Here is a 22,894-nt window from a genome sequence, read left to right as displayed (position 1 = left end):
CAGGTCGTCGAGACGCAGCTGCCGGGCTGCTTCAGCTGACGGCCAGGACGATGGGCACGACGAGGTACTCGGCCTGCTGGCCGGGGCGCCACCGGGAGCTGTCGAGTCCGCGGAGACCGGCCTTCAGGAGAGGGACGAGAGCGCGGGCGTCCTCGGGGGCGAGGTGGATCGGAGCCTGGCTGCGCTTAACCACGGGCGCCACCGCCGTCCGCTGGCTGGCCGTCACGGATCTCATCAAGCGGGCCGCCCGGCCCGTCGCCCAGGAAGTCGAACAGGGACCAGCCAAGCGCCTCGGCCAGGGCGGCGGCCTTGCCCATGCTGATGCTGTGCTGGCCGCGTTCGACGGTGGCGATGGCGTTGTGGCTGACCCCGGACTGCTGCGCGAGGGCGCGGAGGGAGATCCTGCGTACGGCTCGGATCGCGGCCAGGCGGCGTCCGAAGGCGAGCTCGAGGGGATGCATGCTCATCGGCGCCGCCGCGGTGGCCCGCTCGTGCCGACGGCCGCCACCGCGGCGTCGAGGGCCGCGAGGTAGGCGGGGCTGGCGGTGGCCGCGGTCTGGCCGCGCCGGTAGTGGCGGTAGACCTCGGACTGGATGCCGGTAGGCACCCGCTTCCAGTGTGTGCGGCACATGAGGATGCGGGCGGGGAGGCGGGTGCGGCAGCCGGATGCGGCGCAGTCATGCTGCCCGTCATCGGCATCGGCGGGGGCCCGGGCGGCCGTGCTGGCCGCCCGGGGTGCGTCGTCGTTGCGCTGCTGCTGGGTCATCAGGCGGGCGCACCGCGCATGATGACCGCCTCGGTCGCCTCCGCGACCTGGTCCACGATCTGCTGCACCGCCGCACGGAACACGTCGTCCGGCCGGTCCAGGAAGAACCCGAGCTTCAGGCCGCTGCTCTCGATCCGGTACCTGAGGCGGGCCTCCATCCGGTACAGGTCCACGTCGTCGAACGGAGCCAGGAGCACTGCGAACTTGTCCGGGACGGGGATCGTCTGCTTCCCGCTGCCGCTGGAGGCGGTCGTGTCCTCCTCGAAGATCAGGCTGCGCGCACCGCTCGACGGGTTGATCTTCGAGGTGTAGCTGCCCTTGGTGTTGGCCTGGAACGTCGTGGCCACCTGCAGCATCTCGGCGGCCGGGACCGGCACCTTGTCGATGTCCACGAGGTTCTCGTCGATGAAGTCGGCGAACGTGACCTGCGGGAGCATGTTGCGGTCCTTCTCGATCCACCGCCTCCACGGCAGGGTCGGGGTGAGCTGGAGGCGCAGCCGGTGGTCTTCCCAGCGGGGCGCGTCGCCGTTCGGCTGGTGGGCGTTGAGGACGGCGAGCACGGTGCCGGCGTCGAGGTCGGCGTAGACCTCGGTGTCCTCGTCGGAGTGCTTGCCGAAGTACTCGGCGAAGGAGGCGACGTTGCGGACGACGACCGTGCCCGTCTTACGGCGGGGCCTCTCTCGGCGGTTGGCGTACACCTCGGTGTCGAGGTCGATCACCTCGACACGACCCGGCAGCTTGTACCCGTAGATCTCGCCGTCGGTCAGGGTGTGCGGTTCGACCTGGGCGATGGCCGCCTCGATGACGGCGTCGTTCTCGGTGCGGGTGCCGGCGAGTTCGGCGGTGAGTGGGGTGCTCATACCTGGCGGACTTCCTTGGTCTGGTGGGGGCTGGGGACTTCGCGGATGTTCGGGATCTCGGGCTGGCTGGGGTCGTCGCGGGTGAGGACACCGCCGCGGCCGGCGAAGAACACGTCCTCGGCCGGTTCGGGCTTGGGCAGGGTGGTGACCACGGACGCGGCGATGTTGAGGGCGTTCTCGGAGCCCTTGCGGGGGGACAGCTCGAGGGTGATGACGACCTTGCCTTTGCGGCGCAGGTCGGCCACGGAGGCGGCGAGTTCCTGGAGTCCGCGGCTGGCTTCGGCGGCGACGCGGCCGCCGTTGATCTCGGTGAAGACGGCGGCGAACGGGCGTACCTGCTGCCCGGCGTCGGTGTCCTCGGGGGTATCGGTCATGGTGCGTTGTGCTCCTTCTCTGTTGCTGGGGTCTTGGGGCGGAGGGCGAGTTCGTAGCCGAGGGAGTCGGCGTAGGCGGTGAGGCTGTCCAACTGGGGGATCCGTTGGCCGTTCTCCCAGCGGAAAACGGTCTCCTTGCTGAGGCCGGCCAGGCCGCCGGCGGCCCGCATGCTTGAGCCTTGGCGGTGCCGGATGCGCGAGAGCTCCGCAACGATCGGGTGCAGCTGCATCAGGAGGCCACCTCGAGCGGCTCACCCGTGATGCACTCCACGAGCGCGGACACGATGAGCTCGGCCACCGGCGGGGTCACCGCGTTGCCCAGCTGCCGGACCCGATCCCGCTTCGCGCTGCCGCAGATGACGTAGTCGTCGGGGAACGCCATGGCGCGCTGGATCTCGTGCGGCTCCAACATCCGGAACCGCACCTCGTCCAGGTCGATGTCGCCGCTCGAGGCCAGTGCGCTGCCGCTGGACAGCAACGCGTACCGGTCCTTGGTCGACAAGGTGCCGACCGGCTCGGTGGCCGGCCGGGTGGTGCCGTTGGTGTAGTACGGCACCAGCAGATCGGCCCAGCTGACCAGCGACTGGTGTCCCTTGCTGGTCAGCGTCCGGAGCGGCTCCCAGATCGGGCTGGACATCTCACCGCCGTCGCCTCGGCTGGAGTTGTGGCGGACGATCATCGCGGCGTCGATAAGCGGCTCGGGGAGCGCGAGCCCGTGGTGGTTGCCGCCGGCCGTGACGGTGTGGAGGGGCTGGACGACGTCGCGGGCCTTCTCCTTGTCGCCGCCGCCGCGCATCGGCACGACGAACGGCAGGTACGCCATGCCGGTCTCGTTGCGGGCGGTCTGGGTCCGCATCGGGTCGGTCGCCGCGGTGGCCGTCTTCCCGGGGCGGCCCTCGACGGGCACCATCAGCGGCGGTACGGCCAGGGCCTTGGTCGCCGTTGTGGTCTGGGTCGTGACCGGGTCGGTGATCGACCTCGTGCGCACCCCGGGCCGCCGCTCGAAGGTGTGCCCGGCGGCTTCGACGGTGATGGGGATGGGCACCATGGGGACGGCCACGCCGTCGTTCTCGCGGGTGGTCCTGGTGGGCATCGGCTCATCCACCGGCGTCGCGGACTCACGCCAGGTGCCGCCGGCAGGGGCGAGCACGGGGATGGCGTACTTCTTCAGGCCGGCCCGCACCCGGTCGAGGGTGTTGGGAGCGAGCGGCTCCAAGCCGTGCTGCTCACGCTCCCCGATCGGGGTGCCGGGGAGGCTCCAGTCGATGGCCATCAGCGCCGGGATGGTCCCCGGTTCGACGATGCGGCCGCGGCAGGAGTGGTGGGGGCATTTGTAGACGTACTGGCCGTGCTTGCCGTACCGGCCCATGTCGACTCCGGCGCGCTTGAACACCTGGATCGCGTTGATCACCTGGTCGCAGCTCGGGCAGTACGCGGCCGGGCGCAGCCACTTATCGAAGTCGGGGCGGCGGCCGAGCTTGGTCAGCCAGTAGGCGACGTAAAGGCGGTCGCGACTCTGAGGGGCCCGCGGGGAGTTCGGGGGCCGGGCGTGCATGGAGTTGAAGGCGATGACGCGGGTCTCGTATCCGAGGGCGCGGATCTCGCCGAGCCAGCGGTGCCACTCGGCCCACTTGCGGCACTGGATGACGTTTTCCACGACGCCGGCCAGGATGGGCTTGCCGCGCAGAGCCCAGTGCCCCAGGTAGCGGGGGATCTCCTCCATGAGCTTGCGGGCGCGCATGGTCTGCTCGTCGGGTGTGGCGCCGTCGTCAGGCATTCCGTCGAGGGCCTGGTAGGTGGACTTGTCGAAGTCGCGTTTCTTCCCGCGGGCGTCGGTCCATGGGGGGCATGCCGGGGACGCCCAGAAGATGTCGGCGCGGGCGAAGCGGGTGATGCGCATCTCGAGGACGTCGCCGAGGATGTGGTCGACGCCTGGGTGGTTGCGGCCGTGGGTTTCGAGGGCGAGCTTGTTGTGGTTGGCGGCCTGGATGGGCTGGACGCCGGGGACGCTGGAGGCTCCTTCGGTGCTGCCGCCGGCTCCGGCGAACTCGTCGTAGAGGGTCAGCACGACGTCTCCTGTGTGGTGGTGACGTCAGCGGGCCAGTTGCCCTTCTTCGCGGCGCGGAGCATCGCTTCCCGCTGTGCTTTCGGGAGCACCACCGGGGCGGCGCCGAGCCAGTCGAGGCCCATGCAGCGAAGCCAGTACGCGTCGACCCGGTTGTCGTCGCGCTCGTCGATCCCCGTCCGCTGGTAGAGGGCCATGCGCATGTCGGCCTTGGTGGCGTGCCCGTTGCCGGTGGCGTACAGCTTCAGCGTCGCCGGGACGACCAGGACGTACGGGATGCCGGCTTCCAGGAGGATCCGGCGGGCGATCCCGTGGACCATGCCGGTGACGCCGGCCGCGTTGGCGTTCCTCGGCAGGTCCTCGAGCACGGCCAGGTCGGCTGCGTTGCGGCCGAGGGGGACGGCGGAGTCGATGAGGTACTGCTCGATGGTGAGGAGTCGCCGGTCGCCGTCTTCGGTCTTGGTGGGGATGGTGTGGAGGTCGCCGGCGGGGCTGGCGGTGCCGGTGGCGGCGATGGAGAGGTCCCAGCCGATCACCCGGGGGCCGTCGGTGGTGACCAGCTCGGGGGCGGGCTTCCCCTCCCGCTCCCCGAGCCGGTCGGCCGGTTCCGTCCCCACCCCTGGAGCGGTTCCGGCCGACGCACCGTCCGCGAGGCCGGTGCGCGTGCGGGGCCCGCCCTCACCCGGGGGGGTGGGTGAGGGCGGGGTGGCCGACCCCGGGGGCAGGTCGGCCAGGCGCGCTGCGGTGGCGACGGGGGTCCGCTCACCGGCAGCGCGGGCATGGGTGTGGGTCACACGACACCTCGGAGTTGGACGATGACCGTCGCGACCGTGGTGACGACGGCGTACTTGGTGACGAGGGAGAGAGCGGCTACGGTGCGCTGCGCCCAGACCTGGCGGCGGGCCGGGGCCGGGGCCGGGTCGCGGGGGTCGTAGTGCAGGTAGTGCGGGTCGTAGGCCGGGTCGTAGTGCGGGTCGACGAACATGGACGCGCCGGGCGTCCGCACGTAGGTGTCGGGCATCATCGGGCGGCCCCCGTCCGGAGCTGGGCGAGCACGGCCGCCTCCACCTCGTCCGGCAGGTCCCAGAGCCCGAGCGCACCTCGCGCCGGGACAGGCTCAACCAGCGGCCGGACATCCGCGAGCCGGAAATGGCGCTGGCCCGCGACCGCCCACGGCCCGCACGGGCACCGCAGCGGGAAGCCGGCCTCAACCGGCAGGGACGCGGAGCAGACGGTGGTGAGGCGGGCCACAGCAACGATCGCGCTGCGGACCTGCGCGGCTTCCCGGATCACGGCGTCGGGCAGGCCGGACAGGTCAGCGACTCGTTCGAAGATGTGGTCGCTGCGTTCGCGGCCGCCGTCGAGCATGGCGCTGGCGTGGATCGCAAGGGGTCCGCGGTGGCGGGTGTACCAGGTGCGGTTCTCCACCGTCTTGCCGAAGTGGGCGATGGCGGCCGACCAGGGCGGGCGTACCGACAGTGCCCTCATCGGGTCACCGCCGGGTTGTCGCACGTCCCGTAGAAGCAGGTCGTGGTGGAGCCGCATTCAGGGCACGGCGCGCACTTTGCGCAGCACTCCATCCCGATGAACACACCCGGCCAGTGGCGTTGGCGGAACAGGCAGTTCCACTTCCACCGCTCCCAGCCGAGGATGTAAGGGCGCCGGCCACGCCAGTGGAAGCCGTGGACGCAGCCGTGGTGGGCGTAGGGTCCGCCGCCGAACGAGGTGCCGTAGCCGGTGACGACGCCGAGCCCGTAGGCGCGGCTGGCCACACGGCCGAAGAGGCGTGAGCGCCGCCATCCCCAGTGGCGGCACCGGGTCAGCTCGTCTATACGGCCCTGCTGCAGCTCGTAGGCGCAATACATGCAGGGCGGGTCGTACGCCTCCGAGGCCACCATCCACACGTGGGGGTGGCGGGGCTGGGCGTCGCACTCGACGAGTTGCAGGCCGGGGACGTTCAGCGGTGCGTGGTCGGGGCACGGCCCGTCGTCCAGTCGGCGTTCGCAGATGTTGCAGGCGAAGTAGCAGTCGGGGTTGCCGTCGGGCCGGTCGTCCATGACGAAGACTTCGAGGTACGCCGGGCTCTGGCCGGGGTCGAGATCAAAGAGGGCGTCAGCCACGGCGGGTCACCGCCCGACCGGTGATGTGGCCGTGCGCGATGTGCGCGTGGCGGAGGTAGTGGCGGCTGCTGGCCGGCGGCGGAGTACCAGCCCGTTCGTCCCAGGCGGCCACGTCGGCCGCGTGCATCTCCTGCGCGAGCTCGGTGACGGTGGGCACCGGCAGCGGCTCGGGGGTCCGGCGGTCGGGGTTGAGCCACCAGCTGGCGGTCACCACGAGCCCGATGCCACTGAGGATCAGCCCGACGGCCAGCGCGCCGTAGATGAGAAGGTCGTTCACGGCGTGTGTCCTTTGCTGTCGAGGTGGGTCCACCGGACGGGCGTGCCGTCGTCGTGCTGGCCGGTGTCTTCGTGCTGGCCGGTGGACTCCCAGCACGTGGCGCGGTCGATCGCCGGGCCGAGGAGGTACCGGTCGATCAGCCACGCGGCCAGGACGATGACGGCGCTCAGCGCGGCGCCGATGAGGACGAGCCGTACGGTCATCGCTCGGCGTCCCTTCGTGTGCCGGTGTGGACGGTGCCGAGCTGGCAGATGCCGGTGATGGCGACGGCCATGACGATGGCGAGGGCGATCACTGGAACCACCCCGTGCGCTCACACAGGTCGGCGATGCCTTCGTCGAGGAGCCGCTCGGTGACGTCGCCGAAGATCTCGTCCTCGACGGGGTCTGCCAGGAACTGGATGCGTTCGGGGTGGCCGGGCATCTCCTCGAGGGATGCCGGGGCTCCGCGGTACCGGCGTGTCTGCCGGAGTCGGATGAGGACCCAGACGGTGAGGAGTGCGACGGTGACGGCCAGGAGTGCGGCGATGAGGGACCAGGCGGCGACGCCGACGACCATGCCGGCTTCGGTGAGCGCGTCTTTGACCAGGTCTTCTCTCAGCACGGCTTCTCACCGCCGTCCACACGGGGCAGACACTCATGCCGATTGGCGAGGCCATCGAGCTCGGCGAGCGAGACGATCACGTTGCCGCCGCGGGTTCCGATCGCTCCGCACCGGGTGCACTGGTATTCCTCGGCGCTGTTCCATCCGCCGTTCGGCAGGCTGATGACGGCGCGGAAGTCTTCACGCTTCTTCTGCTCGTCGCGCAGCCGCTGGACTTCAGCCTCGGCGCGCTGGAGACGCACCTCCAGGTCGTGTTCGGCGCACGGCTCGGACTCGACCGGCATCCCGCATCGACCGCCGGGCTTGTCCGGCACCGGGGCGGCGCACACCCTGCCGCCAGGCGGCACGCTGGCGTCCCAGACCGTCGGCGCGAGCCGGTCGGCGAGCGCGTCCCGTTCGGCCTTCATCTGGAGGGTCAGCGCGCGGTGCCGCTGCACGGTTGCGTGGCAGTCGAGTCGCCAGAGGCGAAGGCCTTCGTCGCTGCCGGCCAGCGCCGCATTCGCGTGCTCCAGCTCGACGGCCTGCATCTGTGCCCAGGCGAGGATGGTGGCCTCGGGGTCGGTGCCGTCGCCGCGCTCGTCAGCGGGGATGGTCTCCATCCACGCGGCGAGGAACTCGTCGTGCGCTCTGCGCCACTGGTCTCGTTCCTCTTCGGCCTGGCCGCGTGCCGCCTCGTGGTTGCATTCGATCGGGTCTCCGTCGCAGGAGCATGGCCGGGTCCGGCGCAACCACTTGATCTCCTCCACCAGTCGGGGGACTTCGGCGAGCGCCTGCCGCTTGGCCCACCGCGACTGCCAGCGGACCTTCCCGGCGCGGACGACGTACAGCATCTGGAGGAAGTCCAAGCGGGTCATCGCCGGCCTCCCTCGTGACAGATGCAATGCCGGTCCGGGCACGCCTGCGTGGCCGGAGGAAGACCGTCCAAGGCGTGCTTGATCGCGGCGGTCCGCTGCGCCCGCTCGGCCTTCAGCTGTGCGACCTCGCCCTCGGCGGCCGTGCGCCGGGCCTTGTGGTGCTCTACGATGGGCTCGATGCGTTCGATGACCGCCATGTACCTGTCCTTGCAAGACAGGCAGGTGTCGGGGTCGTGGCACAGATCGCGGAGCGCGTTGGCGAGCTCAGCTCGCCAGTCGACGATGTCGAGGTCGATGGGGGTGGTGGGTTCCCGCGCGGAGGTCGTCACAGCGCCCGCGCGGTCGGTCGCGCTCAGCGCGCTCATGGCATGTCCTCCGAGGTGGTGTCTTGCTGGTCGCCGTCGCCACCGGGCCAGAGCTCGAACGCGGAGAACAGCGCATCTTCGATGTGCTCGGCGGCCATCTCGTACGCCTTTGCGTACTCCGGCGCCCCGCGGCGCTTGACCATCGCGGCGGACAGGCGCATGGAGTCGCGTTTGCCGAGCACCTCGGCGAGGAACCGAAGCAGCCCCTCGTGGTCGGTCTTGGCCCGTTCACAGATCGCGGCGACGGTCTGCTTGGTGGCCAGGGCGTCCTTCCACGTGGCCGGGGAGCAGGACGGACATTCGTCGGATGCGTCCGGCAGCCAGCGTCCGGCCACCGCGGCGTCGAGCTCGGCCGGTGTGGCGTCCCCGAGGGAGGTGCCGCAGCCGTTGCAGGTGCGCTGGACGGTGATGGTCATGCCGCCGCTGGGGTTCTCGCGGGGCGGCGTGGAAGGCCGGCCAACCGGCGGCTGGTGGCAGTCGTGCTCGCACAGACCGCCGATGCAGGAGCCGCACTTTCCGTCCCGGCAGTCCGGGTCGATCAGCAGGTCCTCCCCACTGGCCGGAGCTTTCAGGTCGTCGCTCATGTGGCGCTCACCTGCTGGAACGCCTGCGTGTCGCCGGCGTCCTCGTACGTCTTCAGCCACCGCTCGGTGTGATGACCGCGCGGCCTGGCGAACGCCACCGCGACGCGCTTGCCCACGGCCACGGCGATGACCACCGTGCGGTGCGCGACGTCGTAGACGACCGCGGCCACGACCCGGCCGCGCCAGGCGCCGACGATGCCGATGACCAGGCCGACGACGGTGCCGTTGACCAGGTACCAGAAGATGGTCATGACCGCGCTCCTTCCCGAGCACGCTGACGGGGGGTGAACGTGGCCGTGGTCTCGGCCTCCCACGGGCTGGCCGTCGGGCCGTGCTCGAACCGGCCCTCGTACTCGCGGCCGCTGGTGTCGGCGATGACAATGCGGTGCTGGGCCGCCGATCGGGTCTCGCCGATGCGCTCGACTAGGACGACGGTCCACCCGCCGACCTCTCGCCCCTGCCCGTGGTAGGCGAGGCCGCGGGCGAGGATCGCGTCGAGGGTGATCGCCCCGGCGGCCATCAGGAACCGCCCTGGGTGGGGTCGTCCTGGCCGGGCAGCGAGGGGATGGGGTGGCTGCCGGCCTGCTGGGCCGCCGCCGAGGAGCAGGTGGGGCACTCGGCGCGGGTGTCAGGCAACGGCGCGCCGGCGGCCGCGGCCTCGGACTCCTCGTGGGTGAGATCCCGCTGGAGGGACTGCCCGCACCCGTTGCAGTAGCGGAGCCTGGTGACGACACGGGATCCGGCGTTCTGCCTCTCGCGGGCGGCCAGGTCACGCCAGTACTCGGCCTCCTCCTGCTTGCCTCGGGCCTGGTCGCGCACGCCGTCGGCTCTGGTTTTGGCCTCCGCGATGATGTTCTCGGCGGCGACCTTCGCGGCGGCGACGAGGTTGTCCGCGTCCTTGAAGAGCCCGGATGCTTCGTTGTCGACGGCGGCGGCTCGGCCTTCGAGGAGCTGGGCGGCCTGCTCGATGTCGACGGCCATGTCAGGCACCCACCTTCACGGCTTCGGCGGGGGTCGGCCGGAACCGCTCCGGGATGACCGTTTCGGTGACCGGCACCTCTCGGCCGTCCACGACTCGGAGCCCGGTGACGACCTGCTTGCAGACACTGGCCGGGGCGGCTGCCATCACGGTCACCCCGGCGATCTGCCAGGTCAGCCAGAGCCACAGCTCGCTGGGCTTGGCGCTCGTGGGACGGCCAAGCAAGTCGACGAACAGGCCGGGGTCGGCCTTGACGAAGTGGAGGCTGTCGCCCGAGTGCCCGGAGGTCGGCAGGCCGAGAGCGGGGTTCTGGTCGATCAGGTCGGCCAGGGCCCGGAGTCCCTCGGTGTAGCCGCTCCGCTTCTCGGCGGCACCGGTAGGCTGGTGGTTGTTGGACACGATGTGCTCCCTTCAGAGCGTTGAGGCGTTGTCGGTGGCTCCCGCGGTCGCACCCGCGGGAGCCTTCGTGCTGTCAGGGGTCTTCTGATCGAGGCGGGGCCAGTCCGATACCGCCTCAGGCAGCACCTCGCAGGTCATCACCACGCAGGTCCACAGCCCGGCCTGGCCAGGGCGAGCGAACCGCCACGGCGTCCGACCGCCGTCCGCGGACCGCACGAACCGCTGCGACCCCGAGCGCTCCCAGCGGACCCCGCGGGGCGGGACGATGTTCCACTCGGCCAGCCAGTCGTCGACTGCGTCCCAGGCCGCGATCGGGCGGACCCAGCGGGACAGCCTGAGGTCCTCGCTGAACGGGCCGGGGTTGTCGTCCCGGCAGATGCGCGCTTCCCAAGCGGTCACTAGGCCGCTCATGACATCGCCTGCTGCCCGGTGAACGGGATCATCGGCCAGTGGCCGTCCAGCCCCGTGAACGCCTGGCCCTTGCTGCGGAAGTACTCCGCCAGCCCGGCGTCCTGAACCTTCTTCGCCCTCACCTGGGCTGTGTGCAGGTCCGCCAGCGGCAGCGCCGCCAGCCGCCGGTACGCGGCCGGCACGCTGGCCATGTCGCGCTGCGAGATCCCCGGGTGCTGGGCGAAATGCGAGTCGGGCAGGCCACCCCACTGGACCATCCGCCACGCGATCCGGCACGCCGCCAGCGCGTCGGCACCGGCATCGTGGGCGCCGTCGATCCGTACGCCGTAGTGGTCGCACAGGTCGGTGAGCTTCCGGCCGCCCTTGCGGAAGCGGTGGCAGATCTTGTCGATCACCATCACGTCCACGACAGGGGCGATCGGGACCCTGAGGCGCTGCTCCAGCGTGGCCAGCCCATGGCGGCGCAGCTCTCGGTCCATCAGGGTCAGGTCGTAGACGAGGTTCGCGCCGACGATCGGCCACCCGGCGGTGAGCCCGGCAACGAGGTCCGCGGCGAGGTCCTCCAGCGCTTCGGCCGGCTTCGCGCCGTCGGCCTCCGCGCGGGCGGTGGTGATGCCGTGGACCTCGGTGGCGGCTTCGGGGATCTCGATGCCGGGGTTGATGAGCCGGACGTCCTGCTCGACCCGGCGCTCGGCAGCGTGGACGATGACGAGGGCGGACTGGACGATGCGGTCTGCCTCGGTATCCACGCCCGAGCTCTCGAAGTCCAGGCCCATCATGGGGCCGTTGTGCCAGCTCACTGTGGAACCCCCTGGGTCTGAACGGGATCACCGAGCTGGACGGAGCCGGAGCCGGAGCCGGGCAGGTAGTGGCAGCCGCAGTCGCAACCGCGGCAGGTGTGGTGGGTGTCGCCGACATGGCCGCTGGCCCGGCACTCGGAGCTGTAGTGCGGGGCGGGCATGGCGCACGCGGTGCGGCCCGGGTCGTTCGGGTCGAACAGGTCACACTCGCGCTTCCCCGTCGCCTGGTGGTGCCACGGGTCGGTGGCCCCGTCGCGGGAGATCTGAGTGCCGCAGTGCAGGCATGCGGCCCCGACCGCGACGCGGCCGGGCCGGTCGGCGGGCTGAGCAGGCGGTGCGGCGCGGAGGTGGCCGCCCCACTCTTCGTCGCTGATGACGCCAAGGGCGTGCCAGGCGCGCAGGACGGCGAGGCGGTCGACGAGGGCCGACCGGTTCCAGTCGTCGATCACCTTGAGGACGGCGTCCCGCTCGGCCTGGAGCTGCCGGTAGCCGTGCAGGATCGTGGCCAGCTGCAGCGTGGGGATCGTGACGGCCGGGCCGGCGGCGGCGCTGATGGCTTCGCAGGCGGTCCACCAGTCGGAGGCGGTCCGGTCGTAGTGGCGTCGGGTGTCGTCGCTCATCAGAACGGCACCTCGGACTCGGTGCCGGACGGGGTCGGGGCGGCGGCGGGGATGGGCTTGACGTCCCCGGCTTGCAAGCTCGCCAGGAACCCCTCCAGCTGCGACAGCTCCGCCGTGCCGGGGGTGGCCCCCTGGTAGAGCGCCGCGAACGCCTCCTCCAACTCGGAGGTGCGATCGAACGGGGAGAGCGCCATGGCCTGGGTCCACAGCGCGGCCCGGGACCGCTCGCTGGCCGGAGCAGCGGGAGCGGGGGCGGCAGGGGCCGGAGCCGCTGCCGGGGCGGAACCTGAGCCCGTGAGCCGGGCTCTGGCCGTCACGAACGCCCGCGCCACCGAATCGCTCTCGTCATGCACGTTCTTGGCGAATCCCGCACCCTGCGCCTGGGCGAGCAGTCCCGTGAGGTCCTGGATCGACTGGCAGCCCTGCGCGCCCGCGATCCAGGTAGACGCCCGTGCGGGGTCGCCAGCAAGCGCCGCAGGCTTCTCGACCGCCCCCGCGATGGCCGGTTGAGCGGCCGCGCCGACGGCCGGCGCGTCAGCACCAGCCACCGCGGCCTGGCCCTGCCCTGCCGTCACCGCCTGCCGGGCCTCACCGGAGATGAGCTGGCCGGGGGTCACGCCCTCGACCTCGATGGCCGGGACCATGAACCGCTTCGGCTTCTCACCTTCCTTCTTCACGATCCGCTCCTCGAGGACCAGCCAGGCGGAGACGTAGGTGCCGGCCTGCTCCAGGAAGGCGGCCACGTTGGGCAGCTCGGTCGCGGCGTAGTAGCCGTGGGACTCCAGCCGGAACACCCCGATGCCCTCGACGTCCTTGAGCACCACGTTGAGGCGGGTGGTCGGCTTGCAGATCCGCTCGTCGGCCTGGGCGCAGATGCATGCGGACTCGGAGATGATTTCCCGCTGTCCGTCGCATCGGCGCTTGCAGCCGCCGCCGGACCACAGCTCGTACCACTGGGAGACGGGCTGCGGCGGGACGAGGATCGGCAGGCGGTCGGCTTGGGTGAAGACCTCCCACGCGGACGGTCCGCCGTTCGCTGGCGTCCACACTTCGACGGTTCCTCCGTAGAGGGCTGCGACCTTCTCCAGCAGGGGCTTGGAGGCGGAGGTGAGCCGAAACTTGTCGATCTTCGCCGGGCGTGTCCCGCCCTTCTCCGTGGGCTGGACCTGGCCGAGGCGGATCCGGCCGAGTTCGCGGGCCCGCTTCTGGATGTCGAGGATGGGCACGTCAGGCGACCTTTCGAATCTTCGGTGGGGTGAGGGCCTTGCCGACAACGTTCTTGGCCAGGCCGGTCTGGAAGTCAGCGACCTTGCGGATGTTGAGGAAGGCGGCGTAGACGTCGTCGCCACACCGGACGGGGTAGAGGCGGTAACCCTCAGGGCGCAGGTGGAGGACCACCCCGGTGTCGTGGCAGAGGGGGCGGGGTACTCGGGTTCCATCGCGCAGCCACCCGTACGGCGCCCGCCTGTATGCCGACATCTGCACGCCGGCCTCGGGGTAGACCCCCTTGATGCCGCCGTCGTAGGTCAGTTCGTCGAGCTCGCCGCCGGTCTTGGTGTCGCCCATGACGTCGGTGTCGGGCGGGCAGCCGAGTGCTTCGGCGAAGAGGGGGGAGTCGAGTGTGAAGTCCAGCGTCCCGGCGTACTCGTCGTCGTAGTTGGCGACGACCATCTCCGAGGCCTTGAAGGTGACCTGCCACTCCCGGACGAAGGCCTCGAAATGCTCGATGTAGGGGGCCATCTCGGGGTCTTCGATGATCTCGGCCGGGATGGGCTGGTCGAGGATCTTGGACTCGATGATGAGGTGCACCGCGGAGCCGAGGTCGCCGCGCTCGTCGCGCTTGCGGGTGTGGGCCCGTCGGAGCCAGTCGTAGACCTCTTTCCGGGTGGCCGGGTGGAGGGAGGCGCGGACGAGGCGGGGCAGGTAGGCCATGGCCGTCTCGGCGACCAGGTTCCCGGCCCAGTGGATGAGCGATTCCTTGGGTGATCCGAGGTTCAGGACCGTGGTGACGGAGCGGAGCATGGCGCCGGTGGTGTGGCATTTGTAGAAGCCGGCCTTGGAGCGGCGGGGGATGCGTGCGGGGCCGACGGGCTGGCCGGAGCCGGTGCACGGCAGGACTCCGCCGGGCTCCTTGTGCTTGCGGAGCCCGCCGTCCTGCTTGACGCCCTGCTCGGTCTGGCAGACGGGGCAGGTGGCCTTGGTCGGCTTGTCCGTGTTCTCGGTGGTCACCGGCTGGCCTCCTTGGGGGCGCAGCTCAGGCACACGTACCGGGCCGGGCCGGTGCGCTTGAGGACCTGCGTGTCGTGGCGGCAGCTGGCGCACGGCATCGGGTAAGGCATCCACCCGGCGCCGCCGGTGGCGAGGCCGACGACGAGGTCCATGAGGAGTTCGCCGAAGGGCATGCGGCGAGTGAGGGCGGCGGGGATGCGGGTGGTGGGCATCATGTGGACACACCCCCGACGGTCCGCTCGCGCCCTGGGAGCAGGAGCTTCACCGAGGTCGCCGATTGGCGGAGCCCTTCGGCGTCCCATGACTTGCCGGTGGGGGTGAGGAGCCGGGGCTCGGAGGGGCGCCCGCATGCCCAGTACTGCTCGCGGTCGATCTCCCACACGTCACCGATGCGGGGCGGCCACCCGGCCGGGCCGGACGCTGCATCAGCGGCGGGCGGGGCGGGAACGACCGAGGTGACCTGCTCCAGGTCGACGGGGAAGACAGCCGTCCCCACGACCACCGTTAGCTGTGAAGAGGTCATCTCCGCCAGGTGGCCGGTGATGTTGTGGAGACCTGCGTCGTCGTAGGTGACGGTGACCCGCTGGCCGATCCGATCCGCCCAGGGCGTCTCGTCCTCCTCGGGAGCAGGGGCCGAACGGCCCGGACCTGTCGGCTCATCACGGTGGACCCCGGCGACCCTGGTCCAGCTGTCGCAGTCGGGGATGGGCATGTCGCCGGTCGTGGCCAGGGCGGTTGCGGCGGCGAGCGCGAGCGTGGCGTGCACCTGCGCCTCGGCCGCCAGGGCGGCCCCTGTGACCGGGTCGCTGCCGTCGCCGTAGATGTAGTGGTTCGCTTGGTCGGCGAGGCGCTCGGCCGTCAGGTAGTGCTCCGGGCCGTTCATCGGCCACCGCCCGACACCAGCTGCTCGATGAGCTCGTCGACCTCGCCGCGCATCTTGTCCGCGTACAGCTGGGGGTCGCGGAGCTCGGGCTCCACGAGGTCCCAGTTGATGTCGACGTCGGGGTTCTCGGCGTCCTGCCACCGCTGGTGCGCGGCGGACAGGTCCTGCCACAGCGCCCACCGGTCCCACGAGGGGAGGTCCGGGCGCCAGTCGACCAGGTGGAGCATCACCCACCCGTCGTCGACCTCACCGTTCTGGTGCAGGACGACCAGTGACTCCAGGCTGCTGCGGATCTCCTCGGCCAGGACCTGCTCGGCGGTCGCGGTGAGCAGCGCGGCCAGCTCGGGCGCCTCGCCCGCGACCAGCCCGGCGCCGCCGGCCAGGACGTCGGCGATGACCCTGGGCTCACGGTCGGGGGTGGCTTCTATCAGGTGCTGGGCGAGCCCGGCGACCGTGTCGGTCTGGGCAGTGGTCACGGTGTCCTCCCGTAGAGTGCAGGTCAGTGGTGCGAGACGTCCTCCCGCACCCGCCCCGGCCTGTGACAGCAGGTCGGGGCATTCGTCGTTCAGGCCCGTGCGGACTTCGGCTGGATCTCGGAGATCGGCCGCTCGGCGGAGGACTCCTGGATCTCCAGGCAGTTCTGCTTGCTGAAGCGGACGAACCTGCGACCGCCGACGCGGTGGCAAGGGATGGCACCGGCGTAGGCCTGCTTCAGGAGCCAGCTCGCGGGCATCCCCGCGTACGGGGCCGCCTCCTCGGCGGTCATGAGGGGCTCCAGCTCCGCGGCCACGCTGCTGTGAGGGGGCTTGGATCTCTGCATGTGGGAGACCGTACGCCTATTTAGACCTAAGCACAACCACGTACGTACGCAAACGGGCGTCAACAGGCGTCAGTAGACGTATTAGCAGCATGTATGTGTCACAAGAGGTGTCTACGTATCTCAAAAGGCGTCAACAGGCGTAGACGTACGCCCAAACGTCAGTCATCATCGGGAGCGTCAACCGACCCCGCCAGGCAGGCAGACCGATGAACACGATCGCCGGCAAACCCGAGGGCTGGAAGCGCGTCGGAAGGGCCGTACGTGCCAGACGACTCGCCATCGGCCTGAAAACCCAGGTCGACCTCTACACGGCCGGCGGCCCCGGCGTCGCCACCATCAGCAAGATCGAGACAGGACGCAGCCCCAGCTACGAAGACCAGGTGATCTACCGCCTGGAGGACGCGCTCCGGTGGAAACGCGGGAGCGTCCAGGGGATGCTCGACGGCGCAGAAGACGGCATACCTCTTCCGTCAGAGGCTGAGACGCCCGCCCCTGGTTCCCGGTTCCAGCCGGAGAGAGATTCTCCGACCCGGGAGTACCCGCCGCTCGTCGGAACGGACCCGGCCTTCCGCGCGCTCTACGACCTCCTCGAGGGGTTACTGACCCACGAGGAACGACTGTGGGCAGTCCGGGGAGTGGTGATGTACCGCTCCTCCGAAGCCGAACGGGCTGCGGCGCGGAACCAGGATGCCTCTGGCGAGCAGAACGTTGGCCGAGGCGAGTGACCGCCGATGATCTGACCGCTTGTCACGAATGCGTTACACGTTTACGAATACGAGAACGTAGTTGAAGCCTTGAGCGTCAGCTAACAGTGCCAGGTACGCGGGCCGTGGGGACGAGAACCGCACCAGGGGCGCACAGTGGTCCACACGCAAGGAGACGACAGCGGAGCATTCCCCGAGGTAAAACCCGGGGATCTCCAACGGAAACTGGAAGACCTCGCGGCAGACCGAGACACGCAGAGGGAGCTCGTTGACCGGCTGACCGCACAGCTCGCCGAGCTGGACAAGGAGCTGGTCGACGCCCGCACCGAGCTCCGGATGCGAGCGGCACTCGCACAAGAGGCAGCCGACGAGCTCAACGCACCCGTCCCACCGACCGTGCTGCTCCATGCCCTGCACGCACCCGGGCAGAGTGGCGTGTGGGTGGACGACCTGCTCGTCCTCGTGGTGGGCAGCGTCGACAGCGATGAGCGCGACGAGCGTGCGCTGTATCGGTACCTACGGGGCGACGGGGAGGTCGCCCCGCAGGTCCCGTTGTGCGGGTTCTGGGTACAGCACATGCCGGCCAGGATGCTGGGCTACGTCCGGGACGGCCGGATCGTGGTGAACCGGGCGCTGTCCCGGCAAGAGCGCGGCCGGGTGCGCCGGGAGCTGGCTGCCAAGGTGCGAGCCCACCGTCAGTCCAGGCGGACCGGGTGGCGGCTGACCGTGCTGGCCCCAGTGGCGCTCGTGGTCGCGACGCTGCGGTCTCTGCTGTACGGCGTGCGGGACGTGGCGGCCAACGCGGCCAGCGCGGTGGGCCCGTCCTTGGTGACCGCTACCGCCGGGGCCACGATCGTGGTGACGGCGGTGAGCAGTACCCACCTGCCGGCCACGTTCTCGCCTCACGGTGATGGATCGCGTGGGGTCCAGCGGCGTGGGCCGGTGACGGTGGCGCAGACCGGGCCCCTGGCGTCGGCGCCCGCGAAGGTGAGCCCGACGCCGCGGCCGTCGTCGGCCAAGGCTGCGGACGAGGAGGAGTCAGCAGCTCCGGTCGATGAGGATCCGACGATGCCAGCCCCGGCTACGCCTTCGGTCCCTGCGGAGCAGCCGACGACGGCCGAGGTTCCGCCGCCATCGGGTCAGCCTGCTGCCGATCCGGGCCCGCCGGTCGAGATGGTTCCGGAGCCGACGCCGGTCGTGACCACCCCAACCGAACCGGTGCCGTCGGAGTCGGCCAGCCAGCTGGCCGAAGTACCCAGCGAGCCGCCGGCGGACCCGGCCCCGGCCACCGATCCGCCTGCGGACCCGGAAGTCCCGGCCGTCCCTGAGGTCGAGCCCCAGCCTGAGCCGGAGCCCGCCGCGCCGGCGGCCGAGCCCAGCACGGATCCCACCGGGGAATCCGGCCTTGAGCCCGACGCACTCCCAGCGCATTGCCCTCTCGGTGTCCTCGCCGATGGCTGCACCCAGTCCTGACCCTTCCTCAGCTCCGCCCCTGCCGATCCCCCGGGCGGACCCCTGCACCCTGGAGACCCCATGGGATACGGCCAGCAGTACGGACGCAATGGCCTGTGGCGAGCCCGCTACAAGCGGCCCGACGGTACCTACGGAAGCCAGCCCGGATTCAAGACCGAAGAGAAGGCCAAGAAGTGGGCTGACCTGCAAGAGTCGAAGATCGAGGAGGGGACCTGGAAGGACCCCAAGTCGGGGACGATCAGGTTCGGCGTCTGGGTCGCGAAGTGGCGGGAGGCGCAGGACCTGGCCGAGTCGACCATGGCGAAGTACAACTACGACCTCGACACCCTCATCCTTCCCTTCTGGGAGAGGTGGGAGATCGGCAACATCTCTCCTATCGAGGTTGCCAGGTGGGAGAAGAAGCTCCGTAAGCGCTACAAGCCGTCGGTCGTCGCCGGCGCCCACGCCCGGCTCCACACGCTCCTCGAGGACGCGGTGGATGAGAAGCTCATCGACACCAACCCGGCGAAGCGACGCCGCAGGCGTGGCCAGCAGCACGCCGAGGCGCAGGCCACGGAAGAGTCTTTGTGGGCGACCGCGATGCAGGTGCTGTTGATCGCCGAGCGGTGTGCGGTGATCTCCGGGCGGGCGCAGGACTTTGTCCTGGTCGTCATGGCCGCGTGGTCAGGGTTGCGCTGGTCGGAGGCAAGCGGGCTGGAGAAGCCGTACTGCCGGACGAAGCTGCACCAGATGGTCCGGGTGGAGTGGCACACGGCGCAGGTCGACAAGTTCTACCGGCGGCCGCCGAAGAAGATCAGCCGCCGGGACGTCCAGGAGCCGCCGTTCCTGTGTGCACTGCTGGACGAGCAGCTCGCTTCCACGAAGCAGAACCGGTGCGAGTGCACCCACCAGCTGCATCCGAACGAGTACGTGTTCTTGGGCCCGGACAAGGGCCATCTGTGGCGGGGGAACTGGTCGGAGCGGGTGTTCCGGCCGGCGTGTGACGGGTTCTATCCCGCGCAGGGCAAGGCGCGGCCGGCCCGGCCCGTCATGGTGGATCTTGAGGCTGGGTTCCCAGGGTGCAGAGTGGACGCATGGCCGTACGCGTCCGGGTCTGGGTGGGCACCGCCGGCCGGGCCTGGGCGCCGCCGCCTGGCCGCTCCGGACGGCGCTCCGCTCGAGGGGATGCCGCTCGCGACGTGGTTGCCGATCGTCGAGGGGCTGACGTTCCATGACCTGCGCCATAGCCACAAGACGTGGTTGATCGAGGCGGGGATTCCTGAGGTCGCCCAGGCCGAGCGGCTCGGGCACCGGATCGCTGGAGTGCAGGGGATCTACAGCCACGTGACCGACGCGATGCGCCTGCAGATCCTGGAGGCCCTGCAGCAGTTGTGGGAGGACGTGCTGCGGGCCCGGTTCGAGCTGTGCCCGCGGTCGGCGGCGCCGGTGCTGGACCGGCTGCTGAAGCCGTACCGGAAGGGTGCGGTGGAGTCGGCTGTCGCCACTATTGGCGGCGACAAAACGATCATCGCCAATATTTCGCCACTCCGTGGTGGGAGCCGTAGGGTTAGGTCTGCCCGATAGGGCCTGACCTGGGGTGGAGACTAGGGGATTCGAACCCCTGACCCTCGCCTTGCAAAAGCGATGCTCTACCAACTGAGCTAAGTCCCCGGGAACAGCGCTCTCAGTGTACCGGCGGCCGGCCATCCCGGTCACCGCCGCCACCGAGCACCAGGTCGGGCAGGTCTGCAACGCTGTCGATGACGTGGGTGGCGCCCGCGCCGAGCAGTTGCGCGCGGTCGTGCGCGCCGGTCAGCACCCCGGCGACGATGGAGGCGCCGGCACGCCGCCCGCTGAGCATGTCGCTCGCCGTGTCGCCGCAGACCGCCACGTGCCGTACGTCCTCGACCTGGAGGCGCAGCGCGGCGGTCAGCACCAGGTCGGGCCAGGGCCGTCCGCGGCCACCGACGTCTTCCGGGCAGATCACCAGATCCACCCGCTTCCACCAGTCGAGCGTGTCCAGCACCCGGCCCAGGGTGGCGCGGCTGAAACCGGTCATCAGGCAGAGCCGGACACCGGCCCCGGCGAGCTTGTCGAGAGCCGCCTCGGCGCCGGGAACGGGAGCGAGGCCGACCCGGTCGAGGACCGCGTCATAGGAGCGCTCGAACGACAGATTGGCCGTCTGCGCGCGAGCATCACCACCGGCGCCGTCCGCGGGGAACAACTGCCGGAAGATCTCAACTTTCGGCCGGCCGCGGGACTCCCGGACACGGACCATCGCCTCGTCGAAGGCGGCCGTGCCGGCCACAATGCCCAGGGTCGCGAGTGCCTCGGCGAAGGCCATCTCGACCAGCCCGTGATCACCGATCGTCGTCCCGGCGAGGTCCAGGCACGTGAGCGTGATCTTCGGTGCTTCGCTCACCCCACGCTCCTCGCCGGTGCCGGAGGCACCCGGGTCACGTCCCTCGCGCGGCCGGGGGACGGGCGTCAGTCCGTCAGGCGTCGACGGACGTGGCCTCGGTCCACAGGTCCAGCTCGGCGCGGTCCTGCTGCAGCCGACGCCAGACAGCGAAACCGCCGACTGCCACCAGTGCCAGAACGAGCAGCTTCTTCATAGTGGGACCCCTTTACAGCTCGGCTCAGAAACCCGTACCGGAGACACGCTGGTCAACCCTGACCCGTCTCCAGATTCACCGAAGCCTAGCAAGCGTGCGGTGTACGTCCGCACTCGTCACCTGTTTTTCAGCCGGTCATCCCGGCGAGGAGCGGACATACCTGATATCGAGCGTCCGCAAGGGATGTAGCCGAACCGAGATATCCGTATTGTCGGGTTATGGAGTGATCCAGGGAGTGCCGATGAGCACACGGGACGATTTCGGCCTGTGGGAGTTCGAGCTGCGGGAACAGCCGGTGGAGCCGGCCGCTGACAGGGGTATGGCGGTCACCGCGCTGCTGCTGATCCTGGCCGGCTTCGGTCTGATCATCATCGGCGGCGCTCCCCTCGGCGTGGCCGAATTGGTGATCTCCGTCCTGATCCTGTTCCTCTGGCGCATGGGAATGTAATCATCTCCCCCATGGAACTCAGCGGCGCACATGTTCTCATCACCGGTGCCACCGGCGGGATCGGCCAGGCCATCGCCGTCGCCGTCGCCGCGCGGGGTGGCGAGGTGATCCTCACGGGCCGGCGGACGGACGTCCTCGAGCCGCTGGCCACCAGGCTCGGCGGCCGCGCGATCGCCGCGGACCTCGCCGACCGCGCCGGCGTCACGGAGCTGCTCGACGCGGCCGGCGACCTGGACGTCATCGTGGCCAACGCGGCACTGCCCGGCTCCGGGCTGCTGACCGACTACAGCGTCGAGGAGATCGACCGGGCGCTGGAGGTCAATCTGCGGGCGCCGATCGTGCTGGCCCGGCTGGCCGCCGCCCGGCTGAGCGCCCGCGGCCGCGGGCACCTGGTCTTCATCAACTCGCTGTCGGGCAAGACGGCCTCCGGCGGGGCCGCGATGTACAACGCCACGAAGTTCGGGCTGCGCGGCTTCGCGCTGGCCCTGCGCGAGGATCTGCGGCCACACGGCGTCGGCGTGTCGACGGTCTTCCCCGGCTTCATCCGGGACGCGGGGATGTTCGCCGACTCCGGGGTGACCCTGCCGCGGGGCGTCGGCACCCGTACGCCCGCGGACGTGGCCCGCGCGGTCGTCCGCGCGGTCGAGAAGAACGTGGCCGAGATCGACGTGGCGCCCGTGCCGCTGCGGCTGGCCACCTTCTTCGGCGGCGTGGCGCCCGGGCTCGCCGCATCGGTCCAGCGCAGGGTCGGCGGTGACAAGATCACCGAGCAGATGGCCGCGGGGCAGCGGGAGAAGCGCTGATCGTACGATGCAGCCGTGAACATCGTCATCCGCAAGGCCGGGGCGGAGAGCCTCGACCGGCTCGAACCGCTCTGGCTCGCACTGCACGATCATCACCGCTCGGTGATGCCGGGTTACACCTACCATCCGGACGAGCGATCCTGGGCGATCCGGCGGGTCCTCTACGGCGAGTGGATCAAATCCGAGGGCTCGTTCGTGCTGCTCGCCGAGCGCGCGGAGGAACTGCTGGGGTACGCCTTCGTGCACGTCAGGGACGGCGTGGACGACACCTGGGTGACCGGGGAGCGGACGGCCGAGGTGCAGACGCTGTCGGTGGCGCCCGGGGAACGCGGCAACGGCATCGGCACCCGGCTGCTGGACGCGGTGGACGCCGAACTGGAGAACCTCGGCATCGGCGACCTGTTCATCGGCACGCTGGCCGCCAACAGCGGCGCCCAGCAGCTGTACGAGCGGCGTGGCCTGCGGCCCGTCTGGGTCTACCTGGGCCGGGTGGCCGCCTCACCGCCTTCGTGACCGGCTCCGTACGGCGCGGCGACGCGGCCACACCGCGGTTTCATCGATAGGATGTTCGATGTGCCTCAGCTGTACAACGAACCCATCAGGACAGAGATCACCTCGGCCGGGACACCGGCCGCCTTCCACTGGCGGGGCGGCAGGATGCATGTCCGGTCCGTGCTCGCCGTCTGGCAGGCCCCTGGCGAGGGCCGGCTCTACCGGGTCGGCGTGACCACCGCCGGCGGCGAACCCGGCGTCGCCGAGATCGCCGGTGGCACCGACGGATGGCGCCTGCGCCACCTGTGGACGTGAGGGCGCTCAGCGACCCGTCCGAGAAGGCGAGCCCGGCGACCAGAGCGCAGAGAGTT

The 22,894-nt window shown here is 70.5% G+C and carries 39 protein-coding genes and 1 tRNA gene; 7 read left to right on the top strand and 33 right to left on the bottom strand.

Features of this window, described 5'->3' with window-relative positions:
* Positions 1–31: 31 nt before the first annotated feature.
* The 30 genes from ACRYCC_RS26120 to ACRYCC_RS25975 form a co-directional block, all read right to left on the bottom strand.
* Positions 32–193, bottom strand: coding sequence for a hypothetical protein (locus tag ACRYCC_RS26120; protein WP_433816281.1), 162 nt, complete (start codon positions 191–193; stop codon positions 32–34).
* Positions 186–467: a helix-turn-helix domain-containing protein gene (locus tag ACRYCC_RS26115; protein ID WP_433816280.1), complete on the bottom strand. Its 282-nt coding sequence runs from the start codon at positions 465–467 to the stop codon at positions 186–188. Before ACRYCC_RS26115 ends, ACRYCC_RS26120 begins: the two co-directional genes overlap by 8 nt.
* Positions 464–766, bottom strand: coding sequence for a hypothetical protein (locus ACRYCC_RS26110; RefSeq protein ID WP_433816278.1), 303 nt, complete (start codon positions 764–766; stop codon positions 464–466). Before ACRYCC_RS26110 ends, ACRYCC_RS26115 begins: the two co-directional genes overlap by 4 nt.
* Positions 766–1,626 carry a DUF2303 family protein gene (locus ACRYCC_RS26105; RefSeq protein ID WP_433816276.1) on the bottom strand — a complete coding sequence of 287 codons (861 nt, stop codon included), beginning with the start codon at positions 1,624–1,626 and terminating at the stop codon, positions 766–768. Before ACRYCC_RS26105 ends, ACRYCC_RS26110 begins: the two co-directional genes overlap by 1 nt.
* Complete coding sequence (locus tag ACRYCC_RS26100; protein WP_433816274.1) at positions 1,623–2,000, bottom strand: YfdP family phage-associated protein; 378 nt, start codon at positions 1,998–2,000, stop codon at positions 1,623–1,625. The genes ACRYCC_RS26105 and ACRYCC_RS26100 overlap by 4 nt, the downstream gene beginning before the upstream one ends.
* On the bottom strand, positions 1,997–2,230 hold the full coding sequence (locus ACRYCC_RS26095; protein ID WP_433816272.1) for a helix-turn-helix domain-containing protein: 234 nt from the start codon (positions 2,228–2,230) through the stop codon (positions 1,997–1,999). Before ACRYCC_RS26095 ends, ACRYCC_RS26100 begins: the two co-directional genes overlap by 4 nt.
* Positions 2,230–4,068 carry a DNA cytosine methyltransferase gene (locus ACRYCC_RS26090; protein WP_433816271.1) on the bottom strand — a complete coding sequence of 613 codons (1,839 nt, stop codon included), beginning with the start codon at positions 4,066–4,068 and terminating at the stop codon, positions 2,230–2,232. The genes ACRYCC_RS26095 and ACRYCC_RS26090 overlap by 1 nt, the downstream gene beginning before the upstream one ends.
* Positions 4,062–4,859, bottom strand: a complete 798-nt coding sequence (locus tag ACRYCC_RS26085) for a hypothetical protein (RefSeq protein WP_433816270.1) — start codon at positions 4,857–4,859, stop codon at positions 4,062–4,064. The genes ACRYCC_RS26090 and ACRYCC_RS26085 overlap by 7 nt, the downstream gene beginning before the upstream one ends.
* Positions 4,856–5,089: a hypothetical protein gene (locus ACRYCC_RS26080; protein WP_433816268.1), complete on the bottom strand. Its 234-nt coding sequence runs from the start codon at positions 5,087–5,089 to the stop codon at positions 4,856–4,858. The genes ACRYCC_RS26085 and ACRYCC_RS26080 overlap by 4 nt, the downstream gene beginning before the upstream one ends.
* A complete protein-coding gene (locus tag ACRYCC_RS26075) occupies positions 5,086–5,553 on the bottom strand; it encodes an ASCH domain-containing protein (protein WP_433816266.1) in 468 nt (155 codons plus the stop codon). Before ACRYCC_RS26075 ends, ACRYCC_RS26080 begins: the two co-directional genes overlap by 4 nt.
* On the bottom strand, positions 5,550–6,185 hold the full coding sequence (locus ACRYCC_RS26070) for a hypothetical protein (protein WP_433816265.1): 636 nt from the start codon (positions 6,183–6,185) through the stop codon (positions 5,550–5,552). The genes ACRYCC_RS26075 and ACRYCC_RS26070 overlap by 4 nt, the downstream gene beginning before the upstream one ends.
* On the bottom strand, positions 6,178–6,462 hold the full coding sequence (locus ACRYCC_RS26065; protein WP_433816263.1) for a hypothetical protein: 285 nt from the start codon (positions 6,460–6,462) through the stop codon (positions 6,178–6,180). Before ACRYCC_RS26065 ends, ACRYCC_RS26070 begins: the two co-directional genes overlap by 8 nt.
* A complete protein-coding gene (locus ACRYCC_RS26060) occupies positions 6,459–6,665 on the bottom strand; it encodes a hypothetical protein (RefSeq protein ID WP_433816261.1) in 207 nt (68 codons plus the stop codon). The genes ACRYCC_RS26065 and ACRYCC_RS26060 overlap by 4 nt, the downstream gene beginning before the upstream one ends.
* Before the next feature lie 88 nt (positions 6,666–6,753).
* The gene (locus ACRYCC_RS26055) at positions 6,754–7,065 is read right to left on the bottom strand and encodes a hypothetical protein (protein WP_433816259.1); all 312 of its coding nucleotides are present in this window, start codon (positions 7,063–7,065) and stop codon (positions 6,754–6,756) included.
* Complete coding sequence (locus ACRYCC_RS26050; RefSeq protein ID WP_433816257.1) at positions 7,059–7,919, bottom strand: hypothetical protein; 861 nt, start codon at positions 7,917–7,919, stop codon at positions 7,059–7,061. Before ACRYCC_RS26050 ends, ACRYCC_RS26055 begins: the two co-directional genes overlap by 7 nt.
* Positions 7,916–8,284, bottom strand: a complete 369-nt coding sequence (locus ACRYCC_RS26045; RefSeq protein ID WP_433816256.1) for a hypothetical protein — start codon at positions 8,282–8,284, stop codon at positions 7,916–7,918. The genes ACRYCC_RS26050 and ACRYCC_RS26045 overlap by 4 nt, the downstream gene beginning before the upstream one ends.
* A complete protein-coding gene (locus ACRYCC_RS26040) occupies positions 8,281–8,868 on the bottom strand; it encodes a hypothetical protein (RefSeq protein ID WP_433816254.1) in 588 nt (195 codons plus the stop codon). The genes ACRYCC_RS26045 and ACRYCC_RS26040 overlap by 4 nt, the downstream gene beginning before the upstream one ends.
* Complete coding sequence (locus tag ACRYCC_RS26035) at positions 8,865–9,119, bottom strand: hypothetical protein (RefSeq protein ID WP_433816253.1); 255 nt, start codon at positions 9,117–9,119, stop codon at positions 8,865–8,867. The genes ACRYCC_RS26040 and ACRYCC_RS26035 overlap by 4 nt, the downstream gene beginning before the upstream one ends.
* The gene (locus ACRYCC_RS26030; RefSeq protein WP_433816251.1) at positions 9,116–9,388 is read right to left on the bottom strand and encodes a hypothetical protein; all 273 of its coding nucleotides are present in this window, start codon (positions 9,386–9,388) and stop codon (positions 9,116–9,118) included. The genes ACRYCC_RS26035 and ACRYCC_RS26030 overlap by 4 nt, the downstream gene beginning before the upstream one ends.
* Positions 9,388–9,849: an ATP synthase subunit B family protein gene (locus tag ACRYCC_RS26025; protein WP_433816249.1), complete on the bottom strand. Its 462-nt coding sequence runs from the start codon at positions 9,847–9,849 to the stop codon at positions 9,388–9,390. The genes ACRYCC_RS26030 and ACRYCC_RS26025 overlap by 1 nt, the downstream gene beginning before the upstream one ends.
* 1 nt (position 9,850) lies before the next feature.
* Entirely contained in the window at positions 9,851–10,246 is a 396-nt protein-coding gene (locus ACRYCC_RS26020; RefSeq protein ID WP_433816247.1) for a hypothetical protein, read from the bottom strand.
* A 12-nt stretch (positions 10,247–10,258) separates the two neighbouring features.
* Positions 10,259–10,645 (bottom strand): hypothetical protein, encoded by a 387-nt coding sequence (locus ACRYCC_RS26015; protein WP_433816245.1) that lies wholly within the window; start codon positions 10,643–10,645, stop codon positions 10,259–10,261.
* A gap of 8 nt (positions 10,646–10,653) precedes the next feature.
* The gene (locus ACRYCC_RS26010) at positions 10,654–11,457 is read right to left on the bottom strand and encodes an exonuclease domain-containing protein (protein WP_433816244.1); all 804 of its coding nucleotides are present in this window, start codon (positions 11,455–11,457) and stop codon (positions 10,654–10,656) included.
* Positions 11,454–12,077 carry a hypothetical protein gene (locus tag ACRYCC_RS26005; RefSeq protein WP_433816243.1) on the bottom strand — a complete coding sequence of 208 codons (624 nt, stop codon included), beginning with the start codon at positions 12,075–12,077 and terminating at the stop codon, positions 11,454–11,456. The genes ACRYCC_RS26010 and ACRYCC_RS26005 overlap by 4 nt, the downstream gene beginning before the upstream one ends.
* Positions 12,077–13,303 carry a recombination directionality factor gene (locus ACRYCC_RS26000; protein ID WP_433816242.1) on the bottom strand — a complete coding sequence of 409 codons (1,227 nt, stop codon included), beginning with the start codon at positions 13,301–13,303 and terminating at the stop codon, positions 12,077–12,079. Before ACRYCC_RS26000 ends, ACRYCC_RS26005 begins: the two co-directional genes overlap by 1 nt.
* A 1-nt stretch (position 13,304) precedes the next feature.
* Positions 13,305–14,306, bottom strand: coding sequence for a hypothetical protein (locus ACRYCC_RS25995; RefSeq protein ID WP_433816240.1), 1,002 nt, complete (start codon positions 14,304–14,306; stop codon positions 13,305–13,307).
* Positions 14,303–14,521, bottom strand: a complete 219-nt coding sequence (locus tag ACRYCC_RS25990; RefSeq protein ID WP_433816239.1) for a hypothetical protein — start codon at positions 14,519–14,521, stop codon at positions 14,303–14,305. The genes ACRYCC_RS25995 and ACRYCC_RS25990 overlap by 4 nt, the downstream gene beginning before the upstream one ends.
* On the bottom strand, positions 14,518–15,189 hold the full coding sequence (locus ACRYCC_RS25985) for a hypothetical protein (RefSeq protein ID WP_433816238.1): 672 nt from the start codon (positions 15,187–15,189) through the stop codon (positions 14,518–14,520). Before ACRYCC_RS25985 ends, ACRYCC_RS25990 begins: the two co-directional genes overlap by 4 nt.
* Positions 15,186–15,665 (bottom strand): hypothetical protein, encoded by a 480-nt coding sequence (locus tag ACRYCC_RS25980; protein ID WP_433816236.1) that lies wholly within the window; start codon positions 15,663–15,665, stop codon positions 15,186–15,188. The genes ACRYCC_RS25985 and ACRYCC_RS25980 overlap by 4 nt, the downstream gene beginning before the upstream one ends.
* 89 nt (positions 15,666–15,754) lie before the next feature.
* A complete protein-coding gene (locus tag ACRYCC_RS25975; protein WP_433816234.1) occupies positions 15,755–16,009 on the bottom strand; it encodes a hypothetical protein in 255 nt (84 codons plus the stop codon).
* A gap of 206 nt (positions 16,010–16,215) precedes the next feature.
* Here ACRYCC_RS25975 and ACRYCC_RS25970 point away from each other — a divergent pair, with 206 nt between their 5' ends.
* From ACRYCC_RS25970 to ACRYCC_RS25960, 3 genes are all read left to right on the top strand, one after another.
* Positions 16,216–16,734: a hypothetical protein gene (locus tag ACRYCC_RS25970; RefSeq protein ID WP_433816233.1), complete on the top strand. Its 519-nt coding sequence runs from the start codon at positions 16,216–16,218 to the stop codon at positions 16,732–16,734.
* A gap of 135 nt (positions 16,735–16,869) precedes the next feature.
* Positions 16,870–18,186, top strand: a complete 1,317-nt coding sequence (locus ACRYCC_RS25965; RefSeq protein ID WP_433816231.1) for a hypothetical protein — start codon at positions 16,870–16,872, stop codon at positions 18,184–18,186.
* A 60-nt stretch (positions 18,187–18,246) separates the two neighbouring features.
* Positions 18,247–19,749 (top strand): tyrosine-type recombinase/integrase, encoded by a 1,503-nt coding sequence (locus ACRYCC_RS25960; RefSeq protein ID WP_433816229.1) that lies wholly within the window; start codon positions 18,247–18,249, stop codon positions 19,747–19,749.
* A 14-nt stretch (positions 19,750–19,763) separates the two neighbouring features.
* Here the strand turns inward: ACRYCC_RS25960 and ACRYCC_RS25955 are convergent.
* The 3 genes from ACRYCC_RS25955 to ACRYCC_RS25945 form a co-directional block, all read right to left on the bottom strand.
* A tRNA-Ala gene (locus tag ACRYCC_RS25955) sits at positions 19,764–19,836 on the bottom strand.
* Positions 19,837–19,849: 13 nt separating this feature from the next.
* Positions 19,850–20,587 (bottom strand): HAD family hydrolase, encoded by a 738-nt coding sequence (locus tag ACRYCC_RS25950; RefSeq protein WP_433816228.1) that lies wholly within the window; start codon positions 20,585–20,587, stop codon positions 19,850–19,852.
* Positions 20,588–20,660: 73 nt separating this feature from the next.
* A complete protein-coding gene (locus ACRYCC_RS25945) occupies positions 20,661–20,780 on the bottom strand; it encodes a DLW-39 family protein (RefSeq protein WP_433816226.1) in 120 nt (39 codons plus the stop codon).
* Between the two features lie 241 nt (positions 20,781–21,021).
* Between ACRYCC_RS25945 and ACRYCC_RS25940 the strand changes: the two genes are divergently transcribed.
* The 4 genes from ACRYCC_RS25940 to ACRYCC_RS25925 are packed head-to-tail and all read left to right on the top strand — an operon-like array spanning position 21,022 to position 22,838.
* On the top strand, positions 21,022–21,228 hold the full coding sequence (locus ACRYCC_RS25940) for a hypothetical protein (protein ID WP_433816224.1): 207 nt from the start codon (positions 21,022–21,024) through the stop codon (positions 21,226–21,228).
* Between the two features lie 11 nt (positions 21,229–21,239).
* Positions 21,240–22,031 (top strand): SDR family NAD(P)-dependent oxidoreductase, encoded by a 792-nt coding sequence (locus tag ACRYCC_RS25935; RefSeq protein ID WP_433816222.1) that lies wholly within the window; start codon positions 21,240–21,242, stop codon positions 22,029–22,031.
* A 15-nt stretch (positions 22,032–22,046) separates the two neighbouring features.
* Entirely contained in the window at positions 22,047–22,544 is a 498-nt protein-coding gene (locus ACRYCC_RS25930; RefSeq protein WP_433816221.1) for a GNAT family N-acetyltransferase, read from the top strand.
* Between the two features lie 51 nt (positions 22,545–22,595).
* The gene (locus ACRYCC_RS25925; protein WP_433816219.1) at positions 22,596–22,838 is read left to right on the top strand and encodes a DUF6504 family protein; all 243 of its coding nucleotides are present in this window, start codon (positions 22,596–22,598) and stop codon (positions 22,836–22,838) included.
* Positions 22,839–22,894: the final 56 nt, after the last annotated feature.

Source organism: Actinomadura scrupuli (assembly GCF_050971785.1).
GTDB lineage: Bacteria > Actinomycetota > Actinomycetes > Streptosporangiales > Streptosporangiaceae > Actinomadura_E > Actinomadura_E scrupuli.
Note: the sequence above shows the minus strand (reverse complement) of the source record. Positions and strands in the feature narration are given on the sequence as shown.